25 protein-coding genes and 1 pseudogene are annotated in these 24,210 nt (G+C 59.3%); 22 read left to right on the top strand and 4 right to left on the bottom strand.

What is annotated here, in order from left to right:
- Positions 1 to 65: 65 nt before the first annotated feature.
- Complete coding sequence (locus AC1AYN_RS07915; protein ID WP_476532836.1) at positions 66 to 908, top strand: HAD family hydrolase; 843 nt, start codon at positions 66 to 68, stop codon at positions 906 to 908.
- Between the two features lie 21 nt (positions 909 to 929).
- Here the strand turns inward: AC1AYN_RS07915 and AC1AYN_RS07910 are convergent, their stop codons facing one another.
- Positions 930 to 2,342: an ATP-binding protein gene (locus AC1AYN_RS07910; protein ID WP_476532835.1), complete on the bottom strand. Its 1,413-nt coding sequence runs from the start codon at positions 2,340 to 2,342 to the stop codon at positions 930 to 932.
- Between the two features lie 169 nt (positions 2,343 to 2,511).
- On the opposite strand from AC1AYN_RS07910, the pseudogene AC1AYN_RS07905 reads away from it, so the two are divergent.
- Positions 2,512 to 2,646 (top strand): annotated as a pseudogene (locus tag AC1AYN_RS07905) (HAD family hydrolase); the annotation flags it as partial.
- An 11-nt stretch (positions 2,647 to 2,657) separates the two neighbouring features.
- Here AC1AYN_RS07905 and AC1AYN_RS07900 read toward each other — a convergent pair.
- Together AC1AYN_RS07900 and AC1AYN_RS07895 are read right to left on the bottom strand one after the other, a co-directional pair.
- Positions 2,658 to 2,933: a Txe/YoeB family addiction module toxin gene (locus AC1AYN_RS07900; protein ID WP_476532834.1), complete on the bottom strand. Its 276-nt coding sequence runs from the start codon at positions 2,931 to 2,933 to the stop codon at positions 2,658 to 2,660.
- A 1-nt stretch (position 2,934) separates the two neighbouring features.
- Positions 2,935 to 3,192: a type II toxin-antitoxin system RelB/DinJ family antitoxin gene (locus tag AC1AYN_RS07895; protein WP_476532833.1), complete on the bottom strand. Its 258-nt coding sequence runs from the start codon at positions 3,190 to 3,192 to the stop codon at positions 2,935 to 2,937.
- A 577-nt stretch (positions 3,193 to 3,769) separates the two neighbouring features.
- On the opposite strand from AC1AYN_RS07895, the gene AC1AYN_RS07890 reads away from it, so the two are divergent.
- From AC1AYN_RS07890 to AC1AYN_RS07830, 13 genes are all read left to right on the top strand, one after another.
- On the top strand, positions 3,770 to 4,021 hold the full coding sequence (locus tag AC1AYN_RS07890; RefSeq protein WP_034526300.1) for a hypothetical protein: 252 nt from the start codon (positions 3,770 to 3,772) through the stop codon (positions 4,019 to 4,021).
- Positions 4,018 to 4,314 carry a hypothetical protein gene (locus AC1AYN_RS07885; protein ID WP_476532832.1) on the top strand — a complete coding sequence of 99 codons (297 nt, stop codon included), beginning with the start codon at positions 4,018 to 4,020 and terminating at the stop codon, positions 4,312 to 4,314. The genes AC1AYN_RS07890 and AC1AYN_RS07885 overlap by 4 nt, the downstream gene beginning before the upstream one ends.
- Before the next feature lie 190 nt (positions 4,315 to 4,504).
- Positions 4,505 to 4,732, top strand: coding sequence for a hypothetical protein (locus AC1AYN_RS07880; RefSeq protein WP_476532831.1), 228 nt, complete (start codon positions 4,505 to 4,507; stop codon positions 4,730 to 4,732).
- Complete coding sequence (locus AC1AYN_RS07875; protein WP_476532882.1) at positions 4,729 to 5,097, top strand: hypothetical protein; 369 nt, start codon at positions 4,729 to 4,731, stop codon at positions 5,095 to 5,097. Before AC1AYN_RS07880 ends, AC1AYN_RS07875 begins: the two co-directional genes overlap by 4 nt.
- A complete protein-coding gene (locus AC1AYN_RS07870) occupies positions 5,046 to 5,375 on the top strand; it encodes a restriction endonuclease (RefSeq protein WP_476532830.1) in 330 nt (109 codons plus the stop codon). Before AC1AYN_RS07875 ends, AC1AYN_RS07870 begins: the two co-directional genes overlap by 52 nt.
- A gap of 451 nt (positions 5,376 to 5,826) precedes the next feature.
- The gene (locus AC1AYN_RS07865; RefSeq protein ID WP_476532829.1) at positions 5,827 to 6,534 is read left to right on the top strand and encodes a YfbU family protein; all 708 of its coding nucleotides are present in this window, start codon (positions 5,827 to 5,829) and stop codon (positions 6,532 to 6,534) included.
- 54 nt (positions 6,535 to 6,588) lie between these two features.
- Positions 6,589 to 7,350, top strand: a complete 762-nt coding sequence (locus tag AC1AYN_RS07860; RefSeq protein WP_476532828.1) for a hypothetical protein — start codon at positions 6,589 to 6,591, stop codon at positions 7,348 to 7,350.
- 54 nt (positions 7,351 to 7,404) lie between these two features.
- Complete coding sequence (locus AC1AYN_RS07855; RefSeq protein WP_476532827.1) at positions 7,405 to 10,665, top strand: helicase-related protein; 3,261 nt, start codon at positions 7,405 to 7,407, stop codon at positions 10,663 to 10,665.
- A gap of 5 nt (positions 10,666 to 10,670) precedes the next feature.
- The gene (locus tag AC1AYN_RS07850) at positions 10,671 to 11,444 is read left to right on the top strand and encodes a DUF4391 domain-containing protein (protein ID WP_476532826.1); all 774 of its coding nucleotides are present in this window, start codon (positions 10,671 to 10,673) and stop codon (positions 11,442 to 11,444) included.
- A complete protein-coding gene (locus AC1AYN_RS07845) occupies positions 11,437 to 11,595 on the top strand; it encodes a hypothetical protein (protein WP_476532825.1) in 159 nt (52 codons plus the stop codon). Before AC1AYN_RS07850 ends, AC1AYN_RS07845 begins: the two co-directional genes overlap by 8 nt.
- Before the next feature lie 200 nt (positions 11,596 to 11,795).
- Positions 11,796 to 13,460, top strand: a complete 1,665-nt coding sequence (locus AC1AYN_RS07840; protein ID WP_476532824.1) for a site-specific DNA-methyltransferase — start codon at positions 11,796 to 11,798, stop codon at positions 13,458 to 13,460.
- Between the two features lies 1 nt (position 13,461).
- Entirely contained in the window at positions 13,462 to 16,491 is a 3,030-nt protein-coding gene (locus AC1AYN_RS07835; protein ID WP_476532823.1) for a restriction endonuclease, read from the top strand.
- Positions 16,488 to 17,723, top strand: coding sequence for an AbiH family protein (locus AC1AYN_RS07830; RefSeq protein ID WP_476532822.1), 1,236 nt, complete (start codon positions 16,488 to 16,490; stop codon positions 17,721 to 17,723). The genes AC1AYN_RS07835 and AC1AYN_RS07830 overlap by 4 nt, the downstream gene beginning before the upstream one ends.
- Positions 17,724 to 17,739: 16 nt before the next feature.
- Here the strand turns inward: AC1AYN_RS07830 and AC1AYN_RS07825 are convergent, their stop codons facing one another.
- Positions 17,740 to 18,006: a helix-turn-helix domain-containing protein gene (locus tag AC1AYN_RS07825; protein WP_476532879.1), complete on the bottom strand. Its 267-nt coding sequence runs from the start codon at positions 18,004 to 18,006 to the stop codon at positions 17,740 to 17,742.
- Positions 18,007 to 18,135: 129 nt separating this feature from the next.
- On the opposite strand from AC1AYN_RS07825, the gene argH reads away from it, so the two are divergent.
- The 7 genes from argH to AC1AYN_RS07790 all read left to right on the top strand — a co-directional run bounded on the left by argH (position 18,136) and on the right by AC1AYN_RS07790 (position 24,209).
- Positions 18,136 to 19,608 (top strand): argininosuccinate lyase, encoded by a 1,473-nt coding sequence (argH, locus tag AC1AYN_RS07820; protein ID WP_476532821.1) that lies wholly within the window; start codon positions 18,136 to 18,138, stop codon positions 19,606 to 19,608.
- Positions 19,609 to 20,091: 483 nt separating this feature from the next.
- Positions 20,092 to 20,286, top strand: coding sequence for a sulfur carrier protein ThiS (thiS, locus tag AC1AYN_RS07815; RefSeq protein ID WP_476532820.1), 195 nt, complete (start codon positions 20,092 to 20,094; stop codon positions 20,284 to 20,286).
- A 100-nt stretch (positions 20,287 to 20,386) separates the two neighbouring features.
- The gene (locus AC1AYN_RS07810) at positions 20,387 to 21,256 is read left to right on the top strand and encodes a thiazole synthase (RefSeq protein WP_101621613.1); all 870 of its coding nucleotides are present in this window, start codon (positions 20,387 to 20,389) and stop codon (positions 21,254 to 21,256) included.
- Positions 21,257 to 21,367: 111 nt separating this feature from the next.
- Positions 21,368 to 22,177: a thiazole biosynthesis adenylyltransferase ThiF gene (gene thiF, locus AC1AYN_RS07805; protein ID WP_476532819.1), complete on the top strand. Its 810-nt coding sequence runs from the start codon at positions 21,368 to 21,370 to the stop codon at positions 22,175 to 22,177.
- Positions 22,178 to 22,266: 89 nt separating this feature from the next.
- The gene (locus tag AC1AYN_RS07800; protein ID WP_476532818.1) at positions 22,267 to 22,650 is read left to right on the top strand and encodes a rhodanese-like domain-containing protein; all 384 of its coding nucleotides are present in this window, start codon (positions 22,267 to 22,269) and stop codon (positions 22,648 to 22,650) included.
- A gap of 141 nt (positions 22,651 to 22,791) precedes the next feature.
- Positions 22,792 to 23,310 (top strand): HD domain-containing protein, encoded by a 519-nt coding sequence (locus AC1AYN_RS07795; protein ID WP_476502105.1) that lies wholly within the window; start codon positions 22,792 to 22,794, stop codon positions 23,308 to 23,310.
- 2 nt (positions 23,311 to 23,312) lie between these two features.
- Positions 23,313 to 24,209, top strand: a complete 897-nt coding sequence (locus AC1AYN_RS07790; RefSeq protein WP_476532878.1) for a putative ABC transporter permease — start codon at positions 23,313 to 23,315, stop codon at positions 24,207 to 24,209.
- Position 24,210 lies beyond the last annotated feature (1 nt).

Raw genomic sequence — 24,210 nt, 5'->3', positions numbered from 1 at the left:
TCGGTGACGGCTCACGGACAGACGGGTTCATAAACGAACGGATTCACGGACAAGGAGAGCGAAGCATGGGCGCGAAGAAACTGGTGTTCCTCGACATCGACGGCACGTTGGCGGACGAAAGGCACATGGTGCCAGAATCCGCGAAGGAGGCGTGCCGCAAGGCACAGGAGAACGGGCACCTGCTGTTCATCTGCACCGGACGCTCCCTGCCGAAGATCGAGAAAAGCATCCTCGACCTCGGGTTCGACGGCGTGGTCTCCGTGGCCGGCGCGCAGGCGAACATGGGCGACGAGATCCTGTTCCAACGGTTCGTCGACCCCGAGGCGGTGGACGCGGCCGACGCGTATTTCAAGGCGCACGGCATCGAGGCGTACCAGTGGCAGGGCGCGGACGGCATGTACATTTCGGAAGGCTACGCGCGTCACCTGAAGTCGAAGGGCAAGGCGTTCGACCGCGGCGAGTTCGCGCGGTTCTGGCACCGGATCGACGAGGTCGACGTGCCGGAAGGCTCCACGTTGGGCCGGACGATCCACGTGTCCAAGGGCTCGTACTTCACCGCCCCCGACCCGGACGTGACGTTCGAGGAGACGAAACGCGACCTCTCGCCGTGGTTCACACTCGTGCACGGCTCATATGACAAGATCTCGCCGAACAACGGCGAACTGCTCATCAACGGCGTCGACAAGGGCACCGCGGTGCGCGAGGTCGCCGCCCGGCTCGGCATCGACGTCGCCGACACGATCGCCGTGGGCGACTCCGACAACGACACGGCCATGCTCAAGGCCGCCGGCACGTCCGTCGCCATGGGCAACGCCATCCACGGCATCGAGCAATGGTGCGACATCCAGACCACCGACATCCACGACAACGGCATCGCCAACGCGTTCCGGAAGCTGGGGCTGATCTGAGATGGCGAGGAGGTCGCTGCCTTACATGTCCTTGAAACTCACCAGCGATACATCGTCCGCCTGCGCCGCACGGCTCGTGACATGTTCGTCGAAGCCGTTTTTGGAGAAGAGCATGTAGTATCCGTGCGCAGGATGCAGGAGTTCGGCCCGGCTGCGCAGCGTTTCGAGCTGGCGCAGCCCGGTCGGGACGCTGCGCCACTTGCATTCGCAGAACAGCATGGTCTTCGGATCCTCACCGGTGGCGATGATGTCGATCTCCTCCTGGCTGCGGGTCCTGGGGTCGGCTCCCCACCAGCGTCCGGAGTCGAGTATGAGGAACGGCAGTTCCCCGGTCGTGTCGTGCGCCCACAGCCATTGCATGCAGATGTCCTCGAACACGGGTCCCATGAAGTCGTTGATCGATCGCGTGATGCGTTCGGCGGCGATGTCCGCGTTGCCCGACTGGATCAGCGGCAGGTTCGCCGGTACGTAGCGGTACCAGAATCGGAAGAACGAGTCCTTGATGCGGTAGATCGTCTTGCGTGGCGCGTGTTCGCCGAACGGGGTCTCCTTATAGAGGATGCCCAAGTCGATGAGGTTGCGTAGATACGTAGCGCATGATGCGGTCTCCATATGGCATGCCGTGGCGATGGCGTTCGTCCGCGAGGCGCCTGATGCGATGGCCTGGATGACGGCGTTGTATTCTGACGGCGAGCGCAGCTCCTGCTTGAGCAGGTTGCCGGGCTCCTCGAACAGGTAGCAGTCCGGATCGATGATGTTCCAACGGATGTTGTCCGTGATGCTTTCGGTGTCGTCGATTTGTCTGAGATATTGCGGGATTCCGCCCGTCAGACCGTATGCGATGGCCGCATCCTCGGCGCCGTATCGGGGCAGGAACGTTCGCGTGTCGGCGTAGCCGAACGGCTCTACCTTGATCTGCGCGGTGCGGCGCCCGTACAACGGGCTGGAATATCCGAGCACCTGACGCTCCATGAACGACATCGATGAGCCGCAGAGGATGATCATGAGCCGGCTATCGTCCTTGTGCCGGTCGATGGCGTGTTGCAGGACGGAGCTGATGGACCGGTCGGCCTTCGCCAGATAGGGGTATTCGTCGATGACGAGTGCGAGGCGTTTGCGTCGGGCGAGCGAGAACACCGCTTCCAGCGCCGAAGCGAAATCTTGGTAGACCGGTGCGGCGTCAGCCATGTCGGCGAGATCGTCGTCGCCGGCGGCGGCGCGGTACAGGGCGATGCTGCGGCTGAGGTTCTCAAGATTCCGGGCCGTGTTGGATTCGATGGCTGGAAAGAAGATTGACGGGCGTCCGTCGAGGAACCGGTTGATGAGCGTGGTCTTGCCCACGCGTCTCCGCCCGTACACGATGACGCACTCGAATTGCGACGAGTTCCATCGCCGTTCCAACGTGGCGAGTTCCCTGGTCCTTCCCACGAACATGATGACGACCTTTCCACGGACGAGATGCGATTTATAGAATCGTAATTTACTAAATTATGATTCTATAAATAATCATGTCTTCCGGCAAACGAGCCGCGTCATATGTGGTTGTTTGCATGTTTGATTGGTTTGGCTGGCGTTTTGCGGAAACGGGGCCTGCGCCATGGTGATGCTCAAGGCCGCCGGCACGTCCGTCGCCATGGGCAACGCCATCCACGGCATCGAGCAATGGTGCGACATCCAGACCGCCGACATCCACGATGACGGCATCGCCAACGCGTTCCGGAAGCTGGAGCTGATCTGAGAATCGTCGTATCAGTGGTCGCCGTAATGGGTGCGGCAGACGGCGATTTCGAGATTGTCCGATTCTCCGCCGGTGACGCGGTACACGATGCGGTTCTTGTCGTCTATACGACGAGACCAATAGCCGGATAGGTTTCCGTGTAACGGTTCCGGCATGCCGATGCCGTTCGCCGCGCCGTTGCGTTGGATGTCCTGGATGATCTTGTTGATGCGTGTAAGCGTCTTCTTGTCCTGCGACTGCCAGTAGAGGTAGTCATCCCATGCTTCGTCCGTCCAGATAAGCAGCACGTCATTCCTCGATTAGCTCGTGGACGGTGCCTTGGCCCGCGTCGAGCTTCGCGGCAGCTCTGCGGACCCGAGACATATTCTCGGCCGAGTAGAACGGGTCCGCGGTCACTTCGAACGGGATGCGGCGTTCGCGTACGACCGTCTTGGCGAAGATGTTGAATGCGGCGCTCATGCTGATGCCAAGTTCGCCGCAGACCTCGGCCATGCCCTTCTTCGTGCTTTCGTCAAGCCGGACGTTCACCATGGTCGATGTCATCATAGCCTCCATTTGTATATCGGAAATCTATACAAATGATATCTTGGTTGGTCTCGTCATGCAATCCGCCGTGTGCCACGGTTCGGGAACTTCATAAACGGTTTATGAAGTTAGGGGCGGAACTTCATAAACCATTTATGAAGTTGCATGTTGGGGAAGAATCCGGGATGGGAGGAGTCGCACATACAACGGTCTTGTCGGTTGTTTCGCGGATGCGGATTTCGATGAGTTCGAACGTAAGGTGCTAGGTAATGCCTGATGTCGCCTATTTCATTTGGCCAAGACCGACCGGGAAAGGCTGGTGTGATGCCGGTGGGACTATGTTGCGGAAGTCCCTGCGCGTCACTTACGAGGAACTGCGCGTGAACAGTTCCGTAGTTCCGTGCCGGATATGTGCGCACCCACATATTCCGAACAACCCGAATGGGCGTTCTCGGTAAGGAATGCGCTTCTTCTGCTTCATGATGGACGACGGATTCCGAGGATTTTGGGAGATACTTGCTAGGCGGACTACCGGAATCGTGGATATGAGCCAGGTGCGGCATTGCCGTAGCGGGGGTTTTGTGGTACAATATTCGGTATGAACATATTCCCTTCAGCTCTCAAGCATGGCATCGAGCCTGACGATGCCATGTATGTCGCGACCCATGCGATACGGGAGCTGACGCTGCGCGAGGATCCGCTCAAGGTGCTGTACCTCGGCATATCGCCGGATGGTATTCCTTTGGAAGTCGTCGTGGTGGAAACGTCAAGGGGTCCTGCACTGATCCACGCGATGCGCATGCGAACCAAGTACGTGAAACTGATGGAAGGAGGCAGGCGATGGATATGACCTACGACTACGCCATGCTCTCATACGATGATCTGCCGGCCGACGAAGCGGCAATGCTCAAAGCTGATGCCGAGGAAGCCGAACGCGGGTACACGGATGAGCAGCTCGAGGAGGCCATGCGACGGGCTCCCGGTCGTCCGCTCGAAGTCGGCACGACGCCCGCGACCAACGTGATTCGCGTACGTCTGGATGACGAACGTGACGCCAAACTGGAACGCTACATGCGCGACCATCACATGAGCCGCAGCGCGGCCGTGAGGGCCCTGCTTGACAAAGCGCTTGCCGACGTATGATTGATTGACCATAGGCACGACAACTCTTTGCCGGTATGTCCCCGCGGAACGACGGGACATACCGGCAAACGATTCCGGCGTGACTGGCATCGGAAATCATGAGCGACAGGGAGGCGATCGATTGTCTGCATGGCTGATTCGCGCTGGACGAGGAGCGCGGTATGCGGCTGATTGGTTCGCTCATGGATACGTGGCAATCTACTGGCTCCTGGATGGCCTCGACCTCGGCCATGCATCGAGGGAACAGGTCAAGGAATACGTGGACCGTCTCTACGCGGACAAGTCCCCTCAGGCGCGCGCGATGATCGTCGGGCAGACATACCGATTCGGTTCGGTCATGTCATGTGGCGATAACGTCGTAACCTATGATCCCGCGCAACGCCAGTACCATATCGGTATCCTGACGGGGGCTGCATGATGGCTCGGACCGATACCGATGTCTGCTATACACGCGAGGTCAGGTGGGAGCACATCGTTTCTCGGGACGCATTGTCCGACACATCTCGCAACTCGTTGGGCACGATTGCCACGCTCAGCCTCATCAACGAGGATGCATACGCCGATCTTGCCCACAGCCTTGAGGAGGAGCGTTCCCCCGACGTCATTATCGAATCCGATGCCGCTTCTTCCGCCGATGGCATGACGGACGATGAGGGAATCCGTATGGTCACCGAAGAGGAAGCGTTGGAGAAAATCAAAGATCGCATCCATGCCCTTGATTGGGATGATATATGGAACACCTTGTGGCGGGCATGCTGCGAGCGATGGGCTATCGAACCATGATGACCGGCAGCGGCAGTGATCAGGGACGCGACATCATCGCCTCGCCCGACGGTCTTGGATTGTCATCCCCACGTATCGTCGTCGAGGTGAAGCACCGGAAGGAAAGCATGGGAGCTCCGGCGCTGCGTTCGTTCATCGCCGGCCTGCGCGACGCCGACCGCGGCCTGTACGTCCAGCACCGGCGGCTTCACCAGGGAGGCCCTGTACGAGGCCGAGCGGGCGCGTATACCGGTGACCCTGCTCGACCTCGACCGATTCACGCGCGTCCTTGTCGATAACTACGAGAACGCGGACACCCAGACTCGCGCCCTACTGCCGCTGACCCGCATCTACTGGCCGGCATAGCGGCGGAGGAATCACAAATGGTAATCCACAGGGGAATCAGGCAGGTCGGCAGTGTCCTGATCGCCAAGTTTCCAGTACCGTGGTGAAAGAACGTCAAATAGTATGAAATCAACCGATGGCTGCTCCCAATTGTCTACTTGCCTGATTCAGAGCGTCTACGTCGGGTCCAGCTGTCAAACACAAGAACGTCGTGTAACGCCTGCTCAACTCTCGCATATGAACATGTGAATGAACCCATCGCCATAGAGCATGTAGAAGCTACTCGAACAATACGGGTCGACCCGTTACGAGATGCCGCAACGTCACGCTGCGGGCATCTTGCCACTCATAAATAAACTGTAGTACAATAGTTGTCATACAGTATTACAAGGAGGAGGTGGTTGCGTGGCTGTGGTCTCGCTCCGTATGGCAGATGAGGTGAAAGCCGCTTTGGAGCGGATGGCAGCAGATCGATCCACCACTGTCAGCGCTCTGATCAATGCGCAGATTGGCGAGTTGACCGGCTCCATCGAAGAAGTCCGTGCCGATGCGCCTTATTCGCTGGGTTCGGCCGACCGGTACATGATGATGCGGTTGAATGATCTGATGGCCTCGTTGCATCCTGATGACGCAGAATCGTATGAGACGGACGCCGAGGCTTTTCGTCAAGGATACGTCGCGGAGTACTCCCGTATCCTGTCTCAGATGCACGAGGAGCTTCCCAGGCGCGACTGTGAGATGATCTGGGATTTGCTGGACATGCTGCGCGATCTGCGTGATGGCTACAGGTCGCTGCAGGAGCATGACAAACAGGGAATCGATGAATCATCTTGTCATTATCGTGGGTTCGACCGCAATGACGACGTCGAGGGTTCGATGGCGTCTTACGTGGATTATCTCGCCAGTACCGGCCGTTGGTCATGGACGGCTGACGATTCCTCGCGATACAGCGATAAAGGGAATTCGCACATGCCCATGCTTCCCGTTTATAAGCGGATGCTTGACTCATATGAGAAAGTCAAGATTGCGCGCAGCATGTCACAACCGGACTACTGCTCCACCCGATGGAGATTGTTAACACGTCAGGAGATTCTCGCCGTCGTCAACGGGTGACGGAAATGCACGGCGAAAGAGCGAAATCCAGCAGACATCAAGAAGGAGCGATACATGTCAATTGACCAATTGGCCAGACAGCTTGCCGGGAAAAGGAAGCAGCAGACGGATACGCAAAGTAAGATCAGCGCCTATGCGAGAACAGCTGCGGACGAGACTGCCAAGGCAGGGAAAGCCGCTCAGGCTGCCGCTAGGACGAAACAGGACTCCGCCAGACAGCGCAAGCTGCGCGAAGAGCAGCGTCATAGGAAGCTGGCGAGCGACGCTATGGCTCGCCGCGCCACTTACGAAAAGCGCCTGTCCTCGCTGGACGGTGATGTATCGAAATTGGAGAAGAAACTCAATGAGGAGAGAATCGCCGAGTCCAAGCGCATGGCGCGCAATGCGCGGGACATGGAGAAAAGGATGAATGACATCAAGCCTGTGGAAATCAATGTGGACGCGCCTCTGGTCAATGGTGACAATTATGGGAACGTCGCGGTCGGCAATCACGTGCAACAACAGATGAGCATCTCGACAAACGAGGTTCTTCCCGAGCGTTATCGGGAGTTGGAGGAATTGCTCGGTAGGCTATCTGACGAATTGGCCGGATGGAACCTTGATGCGGCTGAAGTCCGCCCGCTTTCTTCCGAGATAGATTCCGTGAGAGGTCAGATTCACGCTCCGGAGCCGGATGATTCCTTGATAGCTCGCGGCTTGACCGCAATCAAGGGGTTGCTGGCGCCGATAGGCATGGGCATCAGCGCCGGAGTGTCAGCCGGAGTCAGCGAACAGGTCAAGGACCTTATAGGCGCGATGCAGGCGCTTCCGTTCTGACAACGGTGCGGGAATCCCTGAATGAGTATTCATCGTCGGTAAAGGTCGGATGACATGGAGCTGCTTGACAATATCGGTCCGAAGAGGCTGGGCGACGCGTTGGGGCACGCGTTGGACCGGAACGCGAAGATGTCGGTGATCGCGTCGTATTTCACGATTTTCGCGTACGGTCGCATGCGCGAGGAACTGCAGGGTGTGGAGGAGCTGCGGTTCATCTTCAGCGAGCCGACGTTCGTCAAGCGCATGGCGAATGCGAAGGAGCCGAAGGAGTTCGCGGTCTCACAGCGTTCACGCGAGCGTGGCGTAGGCGGCGTGGACTTGGAATTGACGCTGCGCAACAACCTGAGCCAACGCGCGTTGGCTCATGAGTGTGCGGAATGGATCCGCTGGCATGCGCAGTTCAAGTCCGCGAGGACGGCCAACCGGTTGCAGACCGGTTCGATGTATGTCGTGGAGAACGGACAGCATTCCGTGCAGGCGTTCACGGGCATGAGCGTTCCGTTCACCCTTGAGGGCTTGGGATACGAGCGCAAGCCCGGTGTGATCTCCATGATCAACCATTTCGAGAGCACGTCGGAGGCGCAGCCGCAGCTGACGATGTTCAACCAGCTGTGGAACACTCCCGGCCTACTGGAGGACGTGACCGAGCAGATGATCGAGCAGGTGGAGACCCTGTATCGGGAGAACGCGCCCGAGTTCGTGTTTTTCCTCACCTTGTTCCATGTGTTCCGTGATTTCGTGGACGAGAACGAGGAGGACCCGATCAAGCCCGGCCTGAATTTCCAGGATACGGTGGTGTGGAATCGTCTGTACGACTTCCAGAAGGACGGCGTGGTGGGAGCCATCCGCAAGTTGGAGAAGTACAAGGGATGCATCATCGCGGACAGCGTCGGCCTGGGCAAGACGTTCGAAGCGTTGGCGGTGATCAAGTACTACGAGCTGCGCAACGACCGCGTGCTCGTATTGGCGCCGAAGCGCCTGCGCGGCAATTGGACGATGTACCGGGGCAACGATACGCGCAACATCCTGGCGGCGGACCGGTTCAACTATGACGTGCTCAACCATACCGACCTGTCCCGTCACCGCGGCATGAGCGGCGACATCGACTTGGAGACGTTGAACTGGGCGAACTACGATCTGGTGGTGATCGACGAGTCGCACAACTTCCGCAACCGTCCCACGGACACGACCACGGAATCCCGCTACTACCGTCTGATCAACGACATCGTGAAGTCCGGTGTGCGCACGAAGGTGCTGATGCTGTCGGCCACGCCGGTGAACAACCGTCTGCTCGACCTGCGCAACCAGCTGGACATCATCACCGAGGACGACGACGCGTATCTGGCCAAGTCGGACGATATTCCGAGTATCAACTACGTGACGAAGACCGCGCAGCAGCGGTTCAAGGAGTGGAGCGAGCTGCCCGACGAGGAGCGCACCACCCAGTCGTTCGTGGAATCGCTGAACGGCGACTATTTCAAGCTGCTGGACATCTTCACCATCGCGCGCGGACGCAAGCACATCGCGAAATACTATGCGTCGAACGGCGGCGGGAAGTTCCCCGAACGCCTGAAGCCCATCTCGAAGCACCCGTCCATCGACACGAAGGACGAGCTGCCACCCATCGCGGATCTGAACGATCTGATCGCCGCGCTGCGATTCCCGCAATACCAGCTGCTCGCCTACGTGTTGCCGAACAAGCAGGCGAAATACGTGGAGCAATACGGCGACTCGTGGGGCAAGAGCTTCCAGGCACAGAAGGACCGCACGCAGGCCATCGCCGGTCTCATGCGTGTCAACCTGCTCAAACGCCTCGAAAGCAGCATCCACAGTTTCCGTCTTTCCTTGGAACGCATCCTGAAGGGCGCGCATACGCTCGACGCGCAGCTTGCCAAAGTCAAATCGCATGGCCTGTCCCGGTTCGACGACAGTGATCTGACGGATTCGTTCGACGAGGACGACGACGCCGAGGAGTTCCAGGCCGCCGGCAAGGTGCAGGTCGACCTGCGTGACGTGGACGCGGTCAAGGTGCGTGAGGAGCTGCACGGCGACATCGAACTGCTGGAGCGGCTGCTCGGCTACGCGCGTATGGTCACGCCGGAGCGCGACAGGAAGCTTGCCGAACTGTGCGACTTCATGCAGACCAAGATCGAGACGACCCCGTACAACAAGGGCAACCGCAAGATTCTCGTGTTCAGCGCGTTCGCCGACACCGCACGATACCTGTACGACACACTGGCCGAATCTCTGAAGACGGATTACGGAATCGACAGCGCCCTGGTGACCGGCGCCTCCGGGACGCAGTCCACGTTGAAGCTGCCACGCACCACGTTCGAGGACGTGCTCGCCCACTTCTCGCCCATGTCCAAGGAACTGTCCGATGAACGGCGCAAGGACGGCGAGATCGACATCGTGTTCGCGACCGACTGCATCAGCGAAGGCCAGAACCTGCAGGACTGCGACTGTCTGGTCAACTACGACATCCACTGGAACCCTGTGCGCATCATCCAACGCTTCGGCCGCATCGATCGTCTCGGTTCCACGAACAAGCGCATCCAACTGGTCGACTTTTGGCCGGACATTGACCTCGACGAATACATCCGTCTCGAAGGCCGGGTCAAGAACCGTATGGTCCTGCTCGACTCGTCCGCCACCGGTGACGAGAACGTGCTCGAAGGCAAGCGTAACGATGAGATGAACGACCTCAAATACCGCAAACGCCAATTGCAGCAGCTGCAGCATGAGGTGCTCGACCTGGAGGACATCTCGGGCAATATCTCCATCACCGACTTCGCATTGGATGACTTCCGCGTCGAACTGAAACGCTACATGCAGGCGCACCCCGGCATGCTCGACGAGTCTCCCATGGGGCTGCATGCCGTTACCCGCATACCTGATGCGTTGCGCGGCGACATCGAACCTGGCGTGATCTTCTGCCTCAAACAGAACGACGAGTCCAAGGGGTCGCGTGAATCGAACCCGACGTTCCCGTACTGCATCGTGTACGTGACCGACAAGGGCGAGGCGAAGACCACGCACGCGCATCCCAAGACCGCGCTCGACTACATGCGCGCCGTATGCGCCGGCCGGGAGCAGTCGATCAAGGAACTATGCGACCGGTTCAACCGGCAGACCGACGACGGACAGGACATGAGCCGCTACACGAAGCTGCTGGATGCGGCCGTCAAACGCATCAACGGTACCGAGGAGAAAACCGCAATCGACAGTCTGTTCGATCTCGGGGAGCCCACTGGATCCGCAGGCAGGCTCGGGTTCGACGATTACTCGCTCGTCTCGTTTGTCGTCATGAGGTGACCGGCATGACCATCGAATGGAACCATTACCTTCAGTTGCCGGAAGTAACGCTTCAGGACAAGCGCATACCCAAAACGGTGTTCGCCGACCGAGCCGGACTATCCAAACGGGAGCGGAAACAGCTCGTCAATCTCTCCGAACTGCGCAGTTGGGCGACCATCGGCAAATCGGACACGGGTATCCTGCCCCACATCGATGACACGTACGACATCCAGGCCGTCATCTACCTCGACTGCACGCTTGTCTCCTGGAGCAGGACGAACGAGCTGGCAATGCTGCTGCATCGCGCATTGCCCAATCCCACGGTACTGCTCATGCGCACAATGGACCTGCTTGACGGGCGCATGGTGTCGATCGCAGTGAAACGCAAGAACCTCGCCGAAATCGGTGCCATGGTCATCGAATCCGTCGAATCCACTGACATACTCGACCCGATGGACGCATCCGTCATGGAGCTCTGGCAAATGCTCAGGTATGACAATCTGCCCCAGAACGATCTGCTGGACTACACGCATGGCATGCAGGACGCCATACTGTTCCACAACGTCCGCCCGAGACTCGGGTTTACCCCCAGTCCCAGCCAGTCACGTCGTGAGGAAATCCGCGAAAACATTATCCGGTTGAAACGGTTGGACGCGGAGATCAGCAGGCTTCGGGCCAAGCGGCGCGACAAAGACACGACGTTCGGCGAGTCAGCCGAGATCCGCGTAATCGAATCAGGTAAAAAAGAAGAAGCGCAAACCATAGTGGACCACATCAAGGAGCTGTGCCATGACTGACGAGGCAACGAAGCTGCCGATCGAATCGGCCGACATCGTCAAGGAAAACATCGGAAAACTATGCCATCTGTTCCCTGAAATCCGCACTGAGGGGGGGCAGACGGCACGATTGATTTCGATAAACTGCGTGAGATTCTCGGTGATTTCGTAACGGATTCTCCCGAGCGCTATGCGTTCACCTGGCCCGGCAAGCGCGACGCCATCCGCCAATCCCAGACGCCCTCCACGGCCACGCTGCGTCCGCGCAAGGACAAGAGCGTCGACTGGGACACCACCAAGAACCTCTACATCGAAGGCGACAACCTCGAAGTCCTCAAACTTCTCCAGCGCTCCTACCACGGCAAGGTCAAGATGATCTACATCGACCCGCCATACAACACCGGCAACGACTTCGTCTACAACGACAAGTTCGGCGATTCTATTAACAACTATAAAAATCAAGCAAATATCACTGGCCAGGCGAATCCCGATACAAATGGACGTTTCCATTCTGACTGGTGTTCAATGATTTATCCGAGGCTCCGACTTGCTCGCGAACTTTTAACGCCAGATGGTACTTTGTTCATCAGTATCGATGAGGCTGAGGTCGGCAATCTTCGTGAAATTGCCGACGAAATCATGGGGCCATCGAACTTTATTGCACAAATGATTTGGGCAGCAGGGCGAAAAAACGATTCCAAATACATATCCGTGTCTCATGAGTATATTCTTTGCTACGCAAAATCCAAGCAGTATCTTATCGACAACAGAATCAAATGGCGTAAACGAAAGCAAGGACTCGAGTCAATTTACCAAAAATATGAGCAGCTGAAAGAGCAGTATGGGACGGACTACTCACGTATACAAACTTGTCTAAGGGGCTGGTATAAGCAGCTTCCTGATTCTGACCCAGCAAAGAAGCACAAACATTACTCGTCCGTGGACTCTCGTGGAATATATTTTGCGGATAACATTTCATGGCCTGGTGGCGGCGGACCTCGATACGAAGTGCTTCATCCTGTGACCAAGAAGCCTGTCGCCATTCCTTCCAGAGGCTGGCTCTTTTCCACTCCGGAACGAATGGCGGAAGCCATCAAAAATGGTGAAGTCGAGTTTGGTAAAGACGAGACGAAAGTTCCCTGCTACAAGCGCTACCTCAAAGATACTGAGATGGAGGTTCCTTACAGTGTCATATATAAGGATGGGCGTGCTGCATCAAAACGACTAGCCTCGCTAATGGGATCCAAAGTTTTTGACAATCCGAAAGATGAAGAAGTAATCGAAGAATTAATCTCGTATTCTGATTCTCCTGATTCCATTGTTCTTGATTTCTTTGCTGGCTCCGGCACCACAGCCCATGCAGTAATGATGAGGAATGCTATAGATGACGGTCATAGACGATTCATCCTTGTTCAATTGCCTGAATCTCTCGAATCCAATCTAGCTTCAGCCACAAAACAAAGCACTAAACAGGTCATTCAAGATGCTATTGATTTATGCGATTCAATCAATGAACCACGTACACTTTGCTCGTTGTCGGAGGAACGTATTCGTCGTGCAGGCCAAAAAATCAGGTCTGAAATAGAGGAGTCTAATCGGCAGCTGGAACTTGGTGCCGAACCGAAGCCTGTCCCGGATATTGGTTTCCGCGTGCTGTCGCTTGATTCGTCGAACATCGAGGAGTTCGATGCCAGTAACGGTCTGACGTTGCAGGACAGCATGGTGAAGGGCGATCGCTCCAAGGAGGATGTGCTGTTCGAGGTCATGCTCAAGTGGGGCCTTGACCTGTCGCTGCCGATCGAGCCGTTGACTCTGGATGGTTATACGTGCTGGTCGGTGGCGAAGGGCGAGTTGATCTGCTGCATGGATGAAGGTCTTACCGTTCCCGTGTTGGAACGTATTGCCTCGTTGGAGGATCGTCCGCGTCGTGTGCTGATTCTTGATTCGGTGCTGGATGACACGTTGAAGCTGAACGCCGAGGCCATTTTCGGCCGCGCGTCGGCCGATGGTGACGAGATCGAGTTGCGGACGGTGTGACATGGTGTTGCGATTCCAGTATTCCAGCGACCAGCAGTACCAGCTTGATGCCATCAATGCGGTGGCGGACCTGTTCAGGGATCAGGAGTTCCGCACCTCGCGGTTCACGGCCGGCGCCTCCGAGCAGTGGCTTGAGGAGCTCGGTGTCGGTGGGGACAACGTCAGCATCGGTTTCGCCAACGACCTGCGTGTTTCCGAACGGCGTCTCGTGGATGGTCTGCATGCGGTGCAGGAGCGCGGTTGTCTGCCGAAGACCGAAGTGCTGACGGATGGGCGTCTGCGTGATTTCACGGTGGAGATGGAGACCGGCACGGGCAAGACGTACGTGTATATTCGCACAATTTATGAGCTGCATCAACGGTATGGGTTGACGAAGTTCATCATCGTGGTGCCGTCCGTCGCGATCCGCGAGGGCGTGCGGAAGTCCTTCGAGACGATGAAGGAGCATTTCGACACCTTGTACGACGGGACGCCGTTGGACTATTTCGTGTATGACTCGAACAACATGGGGCCGGTCGGTAATTTCGCGATGAGCTCGTCGATTCAGGTGATGATCATCAACATCGGCGCGTTCAACAAGGCGTTCGATAAGAACGGCGACGAGGACAGGTCGAACCTGTTCCATCGTAAGAGCGAGAGGTTGGCCGGCGGGCGTTCCCCGCAGGAGATGGTCGCGGAGTGCCGTCCGATGGTGATCATCGACGAGCCGCAGAGCGTGGACAATACCGCGAAGGCGAAGAAGGCCATCAGGAGTCTGAATCCGTTGTTCGTGCTTCGCTATTCCGCCACGCACAAGGAGAAATACAACATGGTCTACCGGTTGACGCCGGTGGACGCGTTCCAGGAGCATCTGGTCAAGGGCATCTGCGTGGATTCGGTGCTCTCGCAGGCGAATCTCAACGGTTCGTACGTGCGTCTGGACTCCGTGAGCCGAGAGCCGTATCGAGCGAAGGTCACGTTGGACGTCAGGCAGAAGGACGGCGGTCAGAAGCGCAAGGGCGTAACGGTCAAAGTCGGCCAGGACCTGTACGAGAAGAGCGGCTATAACACGGACTACAAAGCCGGTTGGATCGTAAGCAACATCGACACGGCCGAAGGCATGGAATCGATCGAGTTCCAGAACGGCGACTATCTGGAATTGGGTGAAGCGAAGGGCGACGTGTCCGCGGAACTGATCAAACGCGCCCAGATCCGCAGAACCATCGAGGACCACCTGGAAACCCAGCTGGAGATGTGGCCGCGCGGCGTGAAGGTGCTGTCCCTGTTCTTCATCGACAAGGTCGCCAAATACCGCGAGTATCTGGACAACGGCACCGCCGACGGCGAGTACGCGCGCATGTTCGACGAGGAATACCGGAATCTTGTGAACAGCGCGAAATGGCAGCGACGTTACGAAAAAGCCGGAATCCCACTTATCGATGATCCCAAGCGCGTGCGCACCGGATACTTCTCCGAGGACAAGAAGAAACGGTTCAAGGACACGAGCGGCAGCACGGCCGCCGACACGGACACGTTCCAGCTCATCATGCGCAAAAAGGAGACCCTGGTCTCCTTCCCCGACGGCAGGGACGCGGAGAAGGACTACTCGTTCATCTTCAGCCATTCCGCGTTGAAGGAGGGCTGGGACAATCCGAACGTGTTCCAGATCTGCACGCTCGTGGAGACCAAGGACACGATGACCAAACGGCAGAAGATCGGCCGTGGTCTGCGCCTGTGCGTCGACCAGTCCGGCCGTCGTTGCTTCGAACCTGAGGCGAACACGCTGACCGTGATCGCGAACGAATCCTACAACGACTTCGCACGCGGCCTGCAATCCGAGTTCGAGCAATCGGGATTCAGGTTCGGCGTGCTCACGCCGGAATCGTTCACCAACCTGCACACAGTCGATGCGAACGGCGAGACCACGGATGAGCTGTTCGGTTTCGACAAGTCCAAGGCCGTGTACGAGCATCTCGCCTCCGCTGGCCTTGTCACCGGCAAGGGCGAGATCACCGAGGTGTTGAAGACCGCCGTCGAGGACGGATCGCTCGACCTGCCCGACGAGTTCGAGCCGATGCGAGACCAGATCGAACAGGTCATCGCGCACAAGGCCGAGAAACTCCAGATTCGTGACAAGGCCGAGGAGGTTGAGGTCAGTCTCAACGCCGACGCCGTGGACAATAGCGCGTTCCGGGAATTATGGGAGCGTATCCGTCCGCGTACGAAGTTCGAACTGAACGTGGACAGTGACGCGCTCGTCGCACAATCCATCGAATACATCAGGGAGATGGAGAAGATCCGCCCCGTGGAGATCCACAGCTATCGCTCCGACATCGACATCGACGATGCCGGCGTGGCAGCAGGGGATGCGCGCATGTCCGTCATCGACACGTCGCAGGGCCTGAGCTACGACCTGCCCGACCCGATCCGCGAACTGCAGGATGTGGTCGGACTGACCCGTAGGACCCTGAAACGCATCCTCGAAGGATGCGGGCGTCTCGACGAGTTCACGGTGGATCCGGTCACGTTCATCACGCAGGTCGCCGCCTGCATCCAGAAGGCCAAGCGCGTCGTATTGCCCAAGGGCATCACGTATACGAAGCTGCCCGAGGACGAATGGTACAAGATCAACGTGCTCTCGCCCCACGGCATGAAGGGCTACCTCAAACAAAACGCGTTCCCGCCAAGCCATCTGGAGAAATGGCTATACGATTACGTGGTCTATGACTCCGCGACCATCGAACGCCCCTATGCCCAACAGCTCGACCGCGCCGACGACGTGCTCTTCTGCGCGAAACTGCCCGACAGCTTCACCATCGACACCCCATTCGGCTCATACAACCCGGACTGGGCGTACGTGGAGGAGAAGAACGGCAGACAGAAGGTCTACTTCGTTATCGAAACCAAAGGCGGCAAGAACGGTCTGGCCGCGACCCGCCCCGAGGAACAGTCCAAGATCGACTGCGCACGTGTCCACTTCGCACTCCTCTCAAAAGACCACCCCGACCTCGAATACGACGTCCGCACGCAATATGACAAGGTACTTCAATGAACAACGAAATAAATCAGCTTATTATTCTCGGCAACGGGTTCGATCTTGAATGCGGGTTGCCCTCCTCGTTTTCGGACTACTATGCCACACGTATTAATCATCTGAAAGAATGGTTAGAGGCTGAGAAAAATGGGGATACGTCTCATCATGTCAGCGTTTGGGATTTTATTCTTGAGAAAGAGCGTCAGATTAATCCATCTTGGACGGATATCGAAGCAGTGATTGCCAAATGGGTCTCTAAGTTATACGATTCGTATAATATAAGTAAGGATTATAGGGATTGGTTAAATGATTTTATTGCCGATAATGCAAAAGGGAAAACAAAAGCGATAGATGAATATAATAGCTGGCGAAACAATCTTCATCCAGGTGAGGAACTAACACTCCCATCTCTACCTGCCCTGTGCTCATTGGCACAAATTGGAGATCTAAGTTTAGCAGATTTCCTATTCCTCCAACTTAAAAATCTGGAAGACGATTTTGAACAATATCTCCAAGCAGAAGCCACTGATATTTCATATCGAAAAAACGCAGAAGAGCTTTTTAAACTGATTTCACAGTACAATGAAAATGGCGCATCACCATATAGTCGTAGCGTCACAATCATCAATAATGTATTGTCTTTCAACTACACGAGAGTGAACCCAAGCACCACTCTTCCTAGCTCCGAAATAGGAACTTGGCGGAACGTACACGGAATGCTCGGGGATCACAATATTATTTTCGGCATAGACTCGGCACATTATTCGAGATATATGAACCATATTGAAGTTCAGCAATTTACAAAAACTTTCAGGGTTTTACAACAGGAAGCGTCATCGATGAATACGGACATTTTCCGCCTATACAGAGATGGTGTACCTTTTGCAGCCTTGAAATTCTACGGCCACGGACTCGGAGAAGCGGATTATTCATATTTCAAATCTATATTCGACTATATTGATCTATATTCTTCCCATGTAGAATTAACGTTCTTTTATCCATCTGACAGACCCAAAGAGCGCAACCAATTATTCATTCGAGTGTCAAGTTTGCTTAATAGCTACGGAAACAGTATGGTCGACCAGAAGCGTGGACAAAATCTTTTACACAAATTGCTCTTGGAAAACCGTCTTCACATACTGCAAATTGATACTGGTTCTATTGATAATGAAAATGCTAATAACATTAGGTCATTGTCATATCGTGAAGCTATTGTTGAACGGGCTTTCCAATCGATTGTTCCACAGTAACTCCTTGAACAAGGATTTACTGGCTCTGCCGTTTCAGTGATCGATATACCGTTGCTCTACCTACTCCCATCATGGCTGCAATCTGATTAACCGTAACGGTGTTTGAAGCATAGAGACGTCGTATCTCAGCAACCTGTTTTTCGTTGAGCTTTACAGGCCGCCTGCCCTTACGCCCTCGTACGCGCGCGGTCTCCAGCCCAGCGTTGGTACGTTCTCGGATGAAGCCACGCTCGAACTGGGCAAGTGCGGCGAAGATATTGAACACGAGAATGCCGCCGGGCATGGTGGTGTTGTCCGCCGGCTCCGGCGATGTAGTCCGACGCTGATAGGCTGGCGGACAGCCGCGGAACGCGCGTGTGCGTGGATCCGCAATCATCCGAGCAGCATCCATGAACCCTTGAAGGAGACCTGCATGGCCGAAAACACCGAACACCTCGCCCTGTGGGGCGGCCGCTTCACCTCCGGACCGTCCGCCGCGCTCGCCCGCCTGTCCAAGTCCACCCAGTTCGACTGGCGACTCGCCGACGACGACATCGCCGGCTCCCGCGCCCATGCGCGCGCCCTCGGCCGCGCCGGACTCCTCACCGACGACGAGCTCAAGCGCATGGAGGACGCGCTCGACACGCTCCAGCGCCACGTGGACGACGGCACCTTCGCGCCCATCGAGGACGACGAGGACGAGGCCACCGCGCTCGAGCGCGGCCTCATCGACATCGCCGGCGACGAGCTCGGCGGCAAACTGCGCGCCGGCCGCTCCCGCAACGACCAGATCGCCTGCCTCATCCGCATGTGGCTGCGCCGCCACGCGCGCGTCATCGCCAAGCTCCTCATCGAACTCGTGAACGCGCTCATCGCCCAGAGCGAGAAGGCCGGCCGCACCGTCATGCCCGGCCGCACCCACATGCAGCACGCCCAGCCCGTGCTGCTCGCCCACCAGCTCATGGCCCACGCCTGGCCGCTGCTGCGCGACATCGAACGCCTCATCGACTGGGACAAGCGCATCAACGCCTCCCCGTACGGTTCCGGCGCGCTCGCCGGCAACACGCTCGGCCTCGACCCGGAGGCCGTCGCCCGCGAACTCGGCTTCTCCCGCGTGACCGACAACTCGATCGACGGCACCGCCTCGCGCGACCTCGTCGCCGAATTCGCGTTCGTCGCCGCCATGACCGGCGTCGACATCTCGCGCCTCTCGGAGGAGATCATCATCTGGAACACGCAGGAGTTCGCGTTCGTCAAGCTCGACGACGCCTACTCCACCGGCTCCTCGATCATGCCGCAGAAGAAGAACCCGGACATCGCCGAGCTCGCGCGCGGCAAGTCCGGCCGCCTCATCGGCGACCTGACCGGCCTGCTCGCCACCCTCAAGGGCCTGCCCACTGCGTACGCGCGCGACCTGCAGGAGGACAAGGAAGCCGTGTTCGACCAGGTCGACACGCTCGAGGTGCTGCTGCCCGCGTTCACCGGCATGATCCGGACCATGCGCTTCGACGCGGAACGCCTCGAAGCCGAAGCCCCCACCGGTTTCGCGCTCGCCACCGACATCGCCGAATGGCTCGTCAAGAACGGCGTGCCGTTCCGTCACGCCCACGAGCTCTCCGGCGCGTGCGTGAAAATCGCCGAAGGCCGCGGCCAGGAGCTGTGGGACCTGACCGACGAGGACTTCAAGTCCACGTTCGCCGCGTTCCTGCCGGCCGAGAAGGCCCCGGGCGTGCGCGAGGTACTCTCCAGCCACGGCTCCGTCGACTCCCGCAACGGCAAAGGCGGCACCGCCTACGGCCGCGTGCGCGAGCAGATCGTCGACGCCAAGCGCGAGGTCGAGGAGCTCAAGGTCTTCGCCGACTCCACGTCCGACGGCCCGTCGTACAAGGCCCCCGGCACGTTCTAAAGCACGTCGTCGCTCCCGCTGGCGGGAGCTGGACCGCGTAGCGGGACTGAGGGTGGTTCGGGGCCGGACTCCTGACCACCCTCAGTCGTCTTCGACGACAGCTCCCGCCAGCGGGAGCGGGGAAGGAGGGGCTTCGGCCGATTGCTGTCAGTGGGAGCGGGAGAGGATGTCATCGTCGACATCTACACTGGGCTTCAGCACGAACGGGAGCCGCAAGGCTGAGAGGAAGCGCCAGCTTCGACCGGGGAACTTGACGCGGGTCATGCCGCCGTAAGGAATCGTCTTCTTTCGCCAAGGCCTCGGGAGCCTCGAACGTCCCAACGCCCTCGTTCGCACCAGATAACCAAGCCGTGTGGCCGGGCATCCGCGCCGCATGGTCGCATGACCGGGTTCATGAATGGGCGCACCACTTAGGGTACGGTTCCTTTCGTGCACCCTTTTTTGATATCCGGACCGAGAATCCGGAAGGGAGAACGAGGACTTATGCAGGTCAACGGAGAGCAGATCACGCTCGACGCGCCCGTCAGCGTCGCCGAGTATCTCGAAGCACACGGCTTCAGGGCCGAACGCGTCGCCATCGAGCTCAACGGCGAGATCATCCCGCGCGACAAGCGCGGCGAGGCGATGCTCGACGACCAGAGCGTCATGGAGATCGTCCAGTTCGTCCAGGGCGGCTGAGACGTGAAGGGGCTGGTCCGCTGACCACCCTCAGTCCGCTTCGCGGACAGCTCCCGCCAGCGGGAGCACAATAGACATCAACCCAAGGAAGGGGAATATCATGAGCAACATCAATCCGGTCACCGAAGCGTCCGTCGAGGCGACGCCGCTGCCGCCGCAGCCCTCGGTCGTCAACCCGGTCGGCACCGCCGCGCCGATCCTGCCCGTCGAAGACAAGCCGCTCAACCTCGGCGGGCACGAGTTCCACTCGCGCTTCATCCTCGGCTCCGGTCGCTACGACCTGAACCTCATCAAGGCGACCGTCGAACATGCGGGCACCGAGATCGTCACGATGGCGCTGCGCCGCGCCACCACCACCGAGAACAGCGTGCTCGACTACATCCCCGAAGGCATCACGCTGCTGCCGAACACGTCCGGCGCGCGCAACGCCGAGGAGGCCGTGCGCATCGCCCGCCTCGCGCGTGAAGTGTGTCATACCGACTTCGTGAAGGTGGAGATCGAGCACGAGACCAAGTACCTCCTGCCGGACAACGCCGAGACCATCCGTGCCACCGAGATGCTGGCCAAGGAGGGCTTCGTCGTCATGCCGTACATGTTCCCCGACCCGATCGCCGCGCGCCAGCTCGAGGAGGCAGGCGCGGCCGCCGTCATGCCGCTCGGCTCGCTCATCGGCTCCAACATGGGCCTGCGCATGCGCGACTTCATCAAGATCATCATCGCCAACGCGAACGTGCCGGTCATCATCGACGCGGGCATCGGCCGGCCCAGCCAGGCCGCCGACGCGATGGAGATGGGCGCGGATGCGGTCATGGCGTACACGGCCGTCGCCTCCGCCGGCAACATCCCGCTCATGGCCGAGGCGTTCAAGCACGCCATCGACGCGGGGCGCGCCGCCTACCTCGCCGGACTCGGCAAGGTGACGGAGGGACAGGCCGTGCCGTCCAGCCCGACCACGGGGTACCTGCACTGAGACTACCCCTCAGTCCGCTACGCGGACAGCTCCCCTGACAAGGGGAGCCGGAGTGAGGGCACATCGGACGGGTGGCTCGCAGACAAGGGGAGCCGAGAATGAAGGAGAGTAATGGCGTTTTCGGATGAACAGCTTGAACGGTATTCGCGGCATCTGATCCTCAAGGGATTGGGAGTCAAGGGGCAGAAGCGGCTGCTGGAGTCCAGCGTGCTCATCGTCGGCGCGGGCGGGCTCGGCTCGCCGGCCGCCCTCTACCTCGCCGCCGCAGGCGTGGGCCGCATCGGCCTCGTCGACGGCGACGTCGTGGACCTGAGCAACCTGCAACGCCAGATCATCCACACCACCGCGTCCGTCGGCGAGCCGAAGGTCGAATCGGCGGCCAAGGCGATCCGCGCGCTCAACCCGGACGTCACCGTCGAGACGCACCACACGCTCGTCGACGTCGGCAACGTCGCGGACCTCATCGCCCCATACGATCTGGTCATCGACGCGACCGACAACTTCTCCGCGAAGTTCCTCGTCAACGACGCGTGCGTGCTCGCCGGCAAACCGTTCATCCACGCGGGCGTCGTCGGATTCGCCGGACAGGTGATGGACGTCGTGCCGGGCGCGGGCCCCTGCTATCGCTGCATCTTCCGTGACATACCCGCGGCCGGCGAGATCCCCACCTGCCGCGAGGCGGGCGTGCTCGGCGCGGTCGTCGGCGTGATCGGCAGTCTCGAGGCGACGGAGGCGGTCAAACTGATCGCCGGCGTGGGCGAGCCGCTCGTCGCGCGCATGCTCACCGTCGACGCGCTCACGATGAACATCCGCCGTGTGCCGCTGCCCAAACGCGTGCCCGATTGCCCGGTGTGCGGCGAACATCCGACCATCACCGCGCTCGACCCGGACCGCTACATCCAACCCGCCTGCGCCATCTGACACCGAATCGTCTCTTTGGCCCCCTCTGTTGAGGGGGCTGTCGGCGAAGCCGACTGGGGGAGAGGCCAACCAAGGAGAGAAGGGAACCAATGCCCATCGCATGGCATGCCGATAGCGACGCCGCCGACGCGGCCATGACCGCGCCCGACACCGCTGAATCCGCGATCCGCCGCATCACGCCGGCCGAATTCGCCGCACTCGACAAGCGGAACGTCACGCTGCTCGACCTGCGCGAGCCGGCCGATGTGGCCGCGCATCCGATCGAAGGCGCGATCAACGCGCCGCTCGACCCGCTCGCGCGGGTTTTGAAGACCGTCCCGGTGGGACGCACCGTCGTCGTCTTCTGCGCGGAAGGCTGGTGGAGCGAAGAGGTCGCCGAGATCCTCGCCGACCGCGGCTACGACGTGGCAAGCCTCGAAGGCGGGTTCCGCGCCTACCGCGAGTATCTGGACCGACAGACGCAAGGGGAATGACCACAACCGGCGGTCCGCCGGAACGTCGGTCCCGCCCGTCTGCAATCGCCTTGTGAATCATCCCCGCGGACGAGCGCACCCGACACATCTCCTTCGTACAATCGGCACCGAACGGAAACCGATTGATAGGGGATCGACATCGTGGGACGTCTGCTCACCCGAACGCAGATACGGCGGATCGTCGCCGAAAACGGGCGCGAAGTGCTCGCGCACCCGAACATGCAGCGCGAACGCGCGAACTACCAGCACGGCAACGTGTCGACGTTCGCGCACTCCATCCGCGTGGCGTGCCTCGCCGTCTGGCTCGCCGACCGCGCGCACCTGTGGGACCGCGTCGACCTCAAGTCGCTCGTGCGCGCCGCGCTCCTGCACGACTACTTCCTCTACGACTGGCATGACTGGGACGGCGGCGCGCACCGGCTGCACGGGTTCACGCACGGCAACGCCGCGCTGCTCAACGCGATGCGCGACTTCCGTCTCAACGCGATCGAACGCGATTCGATCTCCTGCCACATGTTCCCGATGACACCCACCGCGCCCAGCTACGTGGAGGGGTGGCTCGTCACCGCCGCCGACAAGCTGTCCGCCACGCGCGAGACGTTCTCGCTCGACCGGTTCAACAAAGGCAAGGACGGCAAGGACGAGGAGCGCGCGCGATGACGATGCTCTTCCTCGAATACCTGTTCCTGTGGTACCTGTTCTACAGCTTCTGCGGCTGGGTGTACGAGTCCGTCCTCGTCTCCGTGCAGCAGCGCCGCCCCGTCAACCGTGGCTTCCTCAACGGCCCGCTGTGCCCGATCTACGGCACGGGCGCGGTGCTCGCCATCGTCGTGTTCGGCGGCCAGCGCGATCCGGTGGTCGTGTTCCTCGTCTCCTCGGTGGGCGCATGCATCCTCGAATACTTCACCTCCTGGGCGATGGAGGAGCTGTTCCACGCCCGTTGGTGGGACTACTCGCATTTCCGTTTCAACCTCAACGGCCGCATCTGCCTGCTCGGCGCGATCGTGTTCGGCATCGGCGGCGTCGCCATCGTCGACGTCGTCCAGCCGCAGGTGGCGCGCGTCACGGCGATGATCCCGCTGGTCCTGATCCACGTGATGTGCGCCGTGTTTCTCGTCGCCATCACCGTCGACGCGGTGGTCACCGTGATCGGCATCGTCGACTTCGAGAAGAGCCTCGAACAGTTCCAGACGGCCGTCGCCAAGTACGGCGACGCGTTCGGCGAGGTGCGCGAGAAGGTCGGCGGTGCGATGGGCGAGGCGACCGGGCGCGCCGCCGAGCTCGCCGCGGGCGTCGCCGCCGGCGCGAACGAGCGTCTCGGCGGCGTGCCCGGCAAGGTGGGCGAGACGATCGGCGAGAAGGTCGGCGGCACCTGGCATTCCGGCAAGGAGATGTCCACCGAGCTGATGCTGCGCATCCGCGAGACCGCCGGCAAGGCCTTCAACCGCCAGCAGCGCCGTATGATCGTCTCCTTCCCGCGCCTCAAGGCGACGCGCAACGACGAGGCCCTCCAGCAGCTGCGCGAGGCGTTCGAGAAGCTGCGCCGCAATGGCCGGTGAT

It is taken from the genome of Bifidobacterium sp. LH_413, assembly GCF_056357015.1.
The sequence above is the reverse complement of the archived record's forward strand: the minus strand, read 5'-3'. Positions and strand labels throughout refer to the sequence as shown.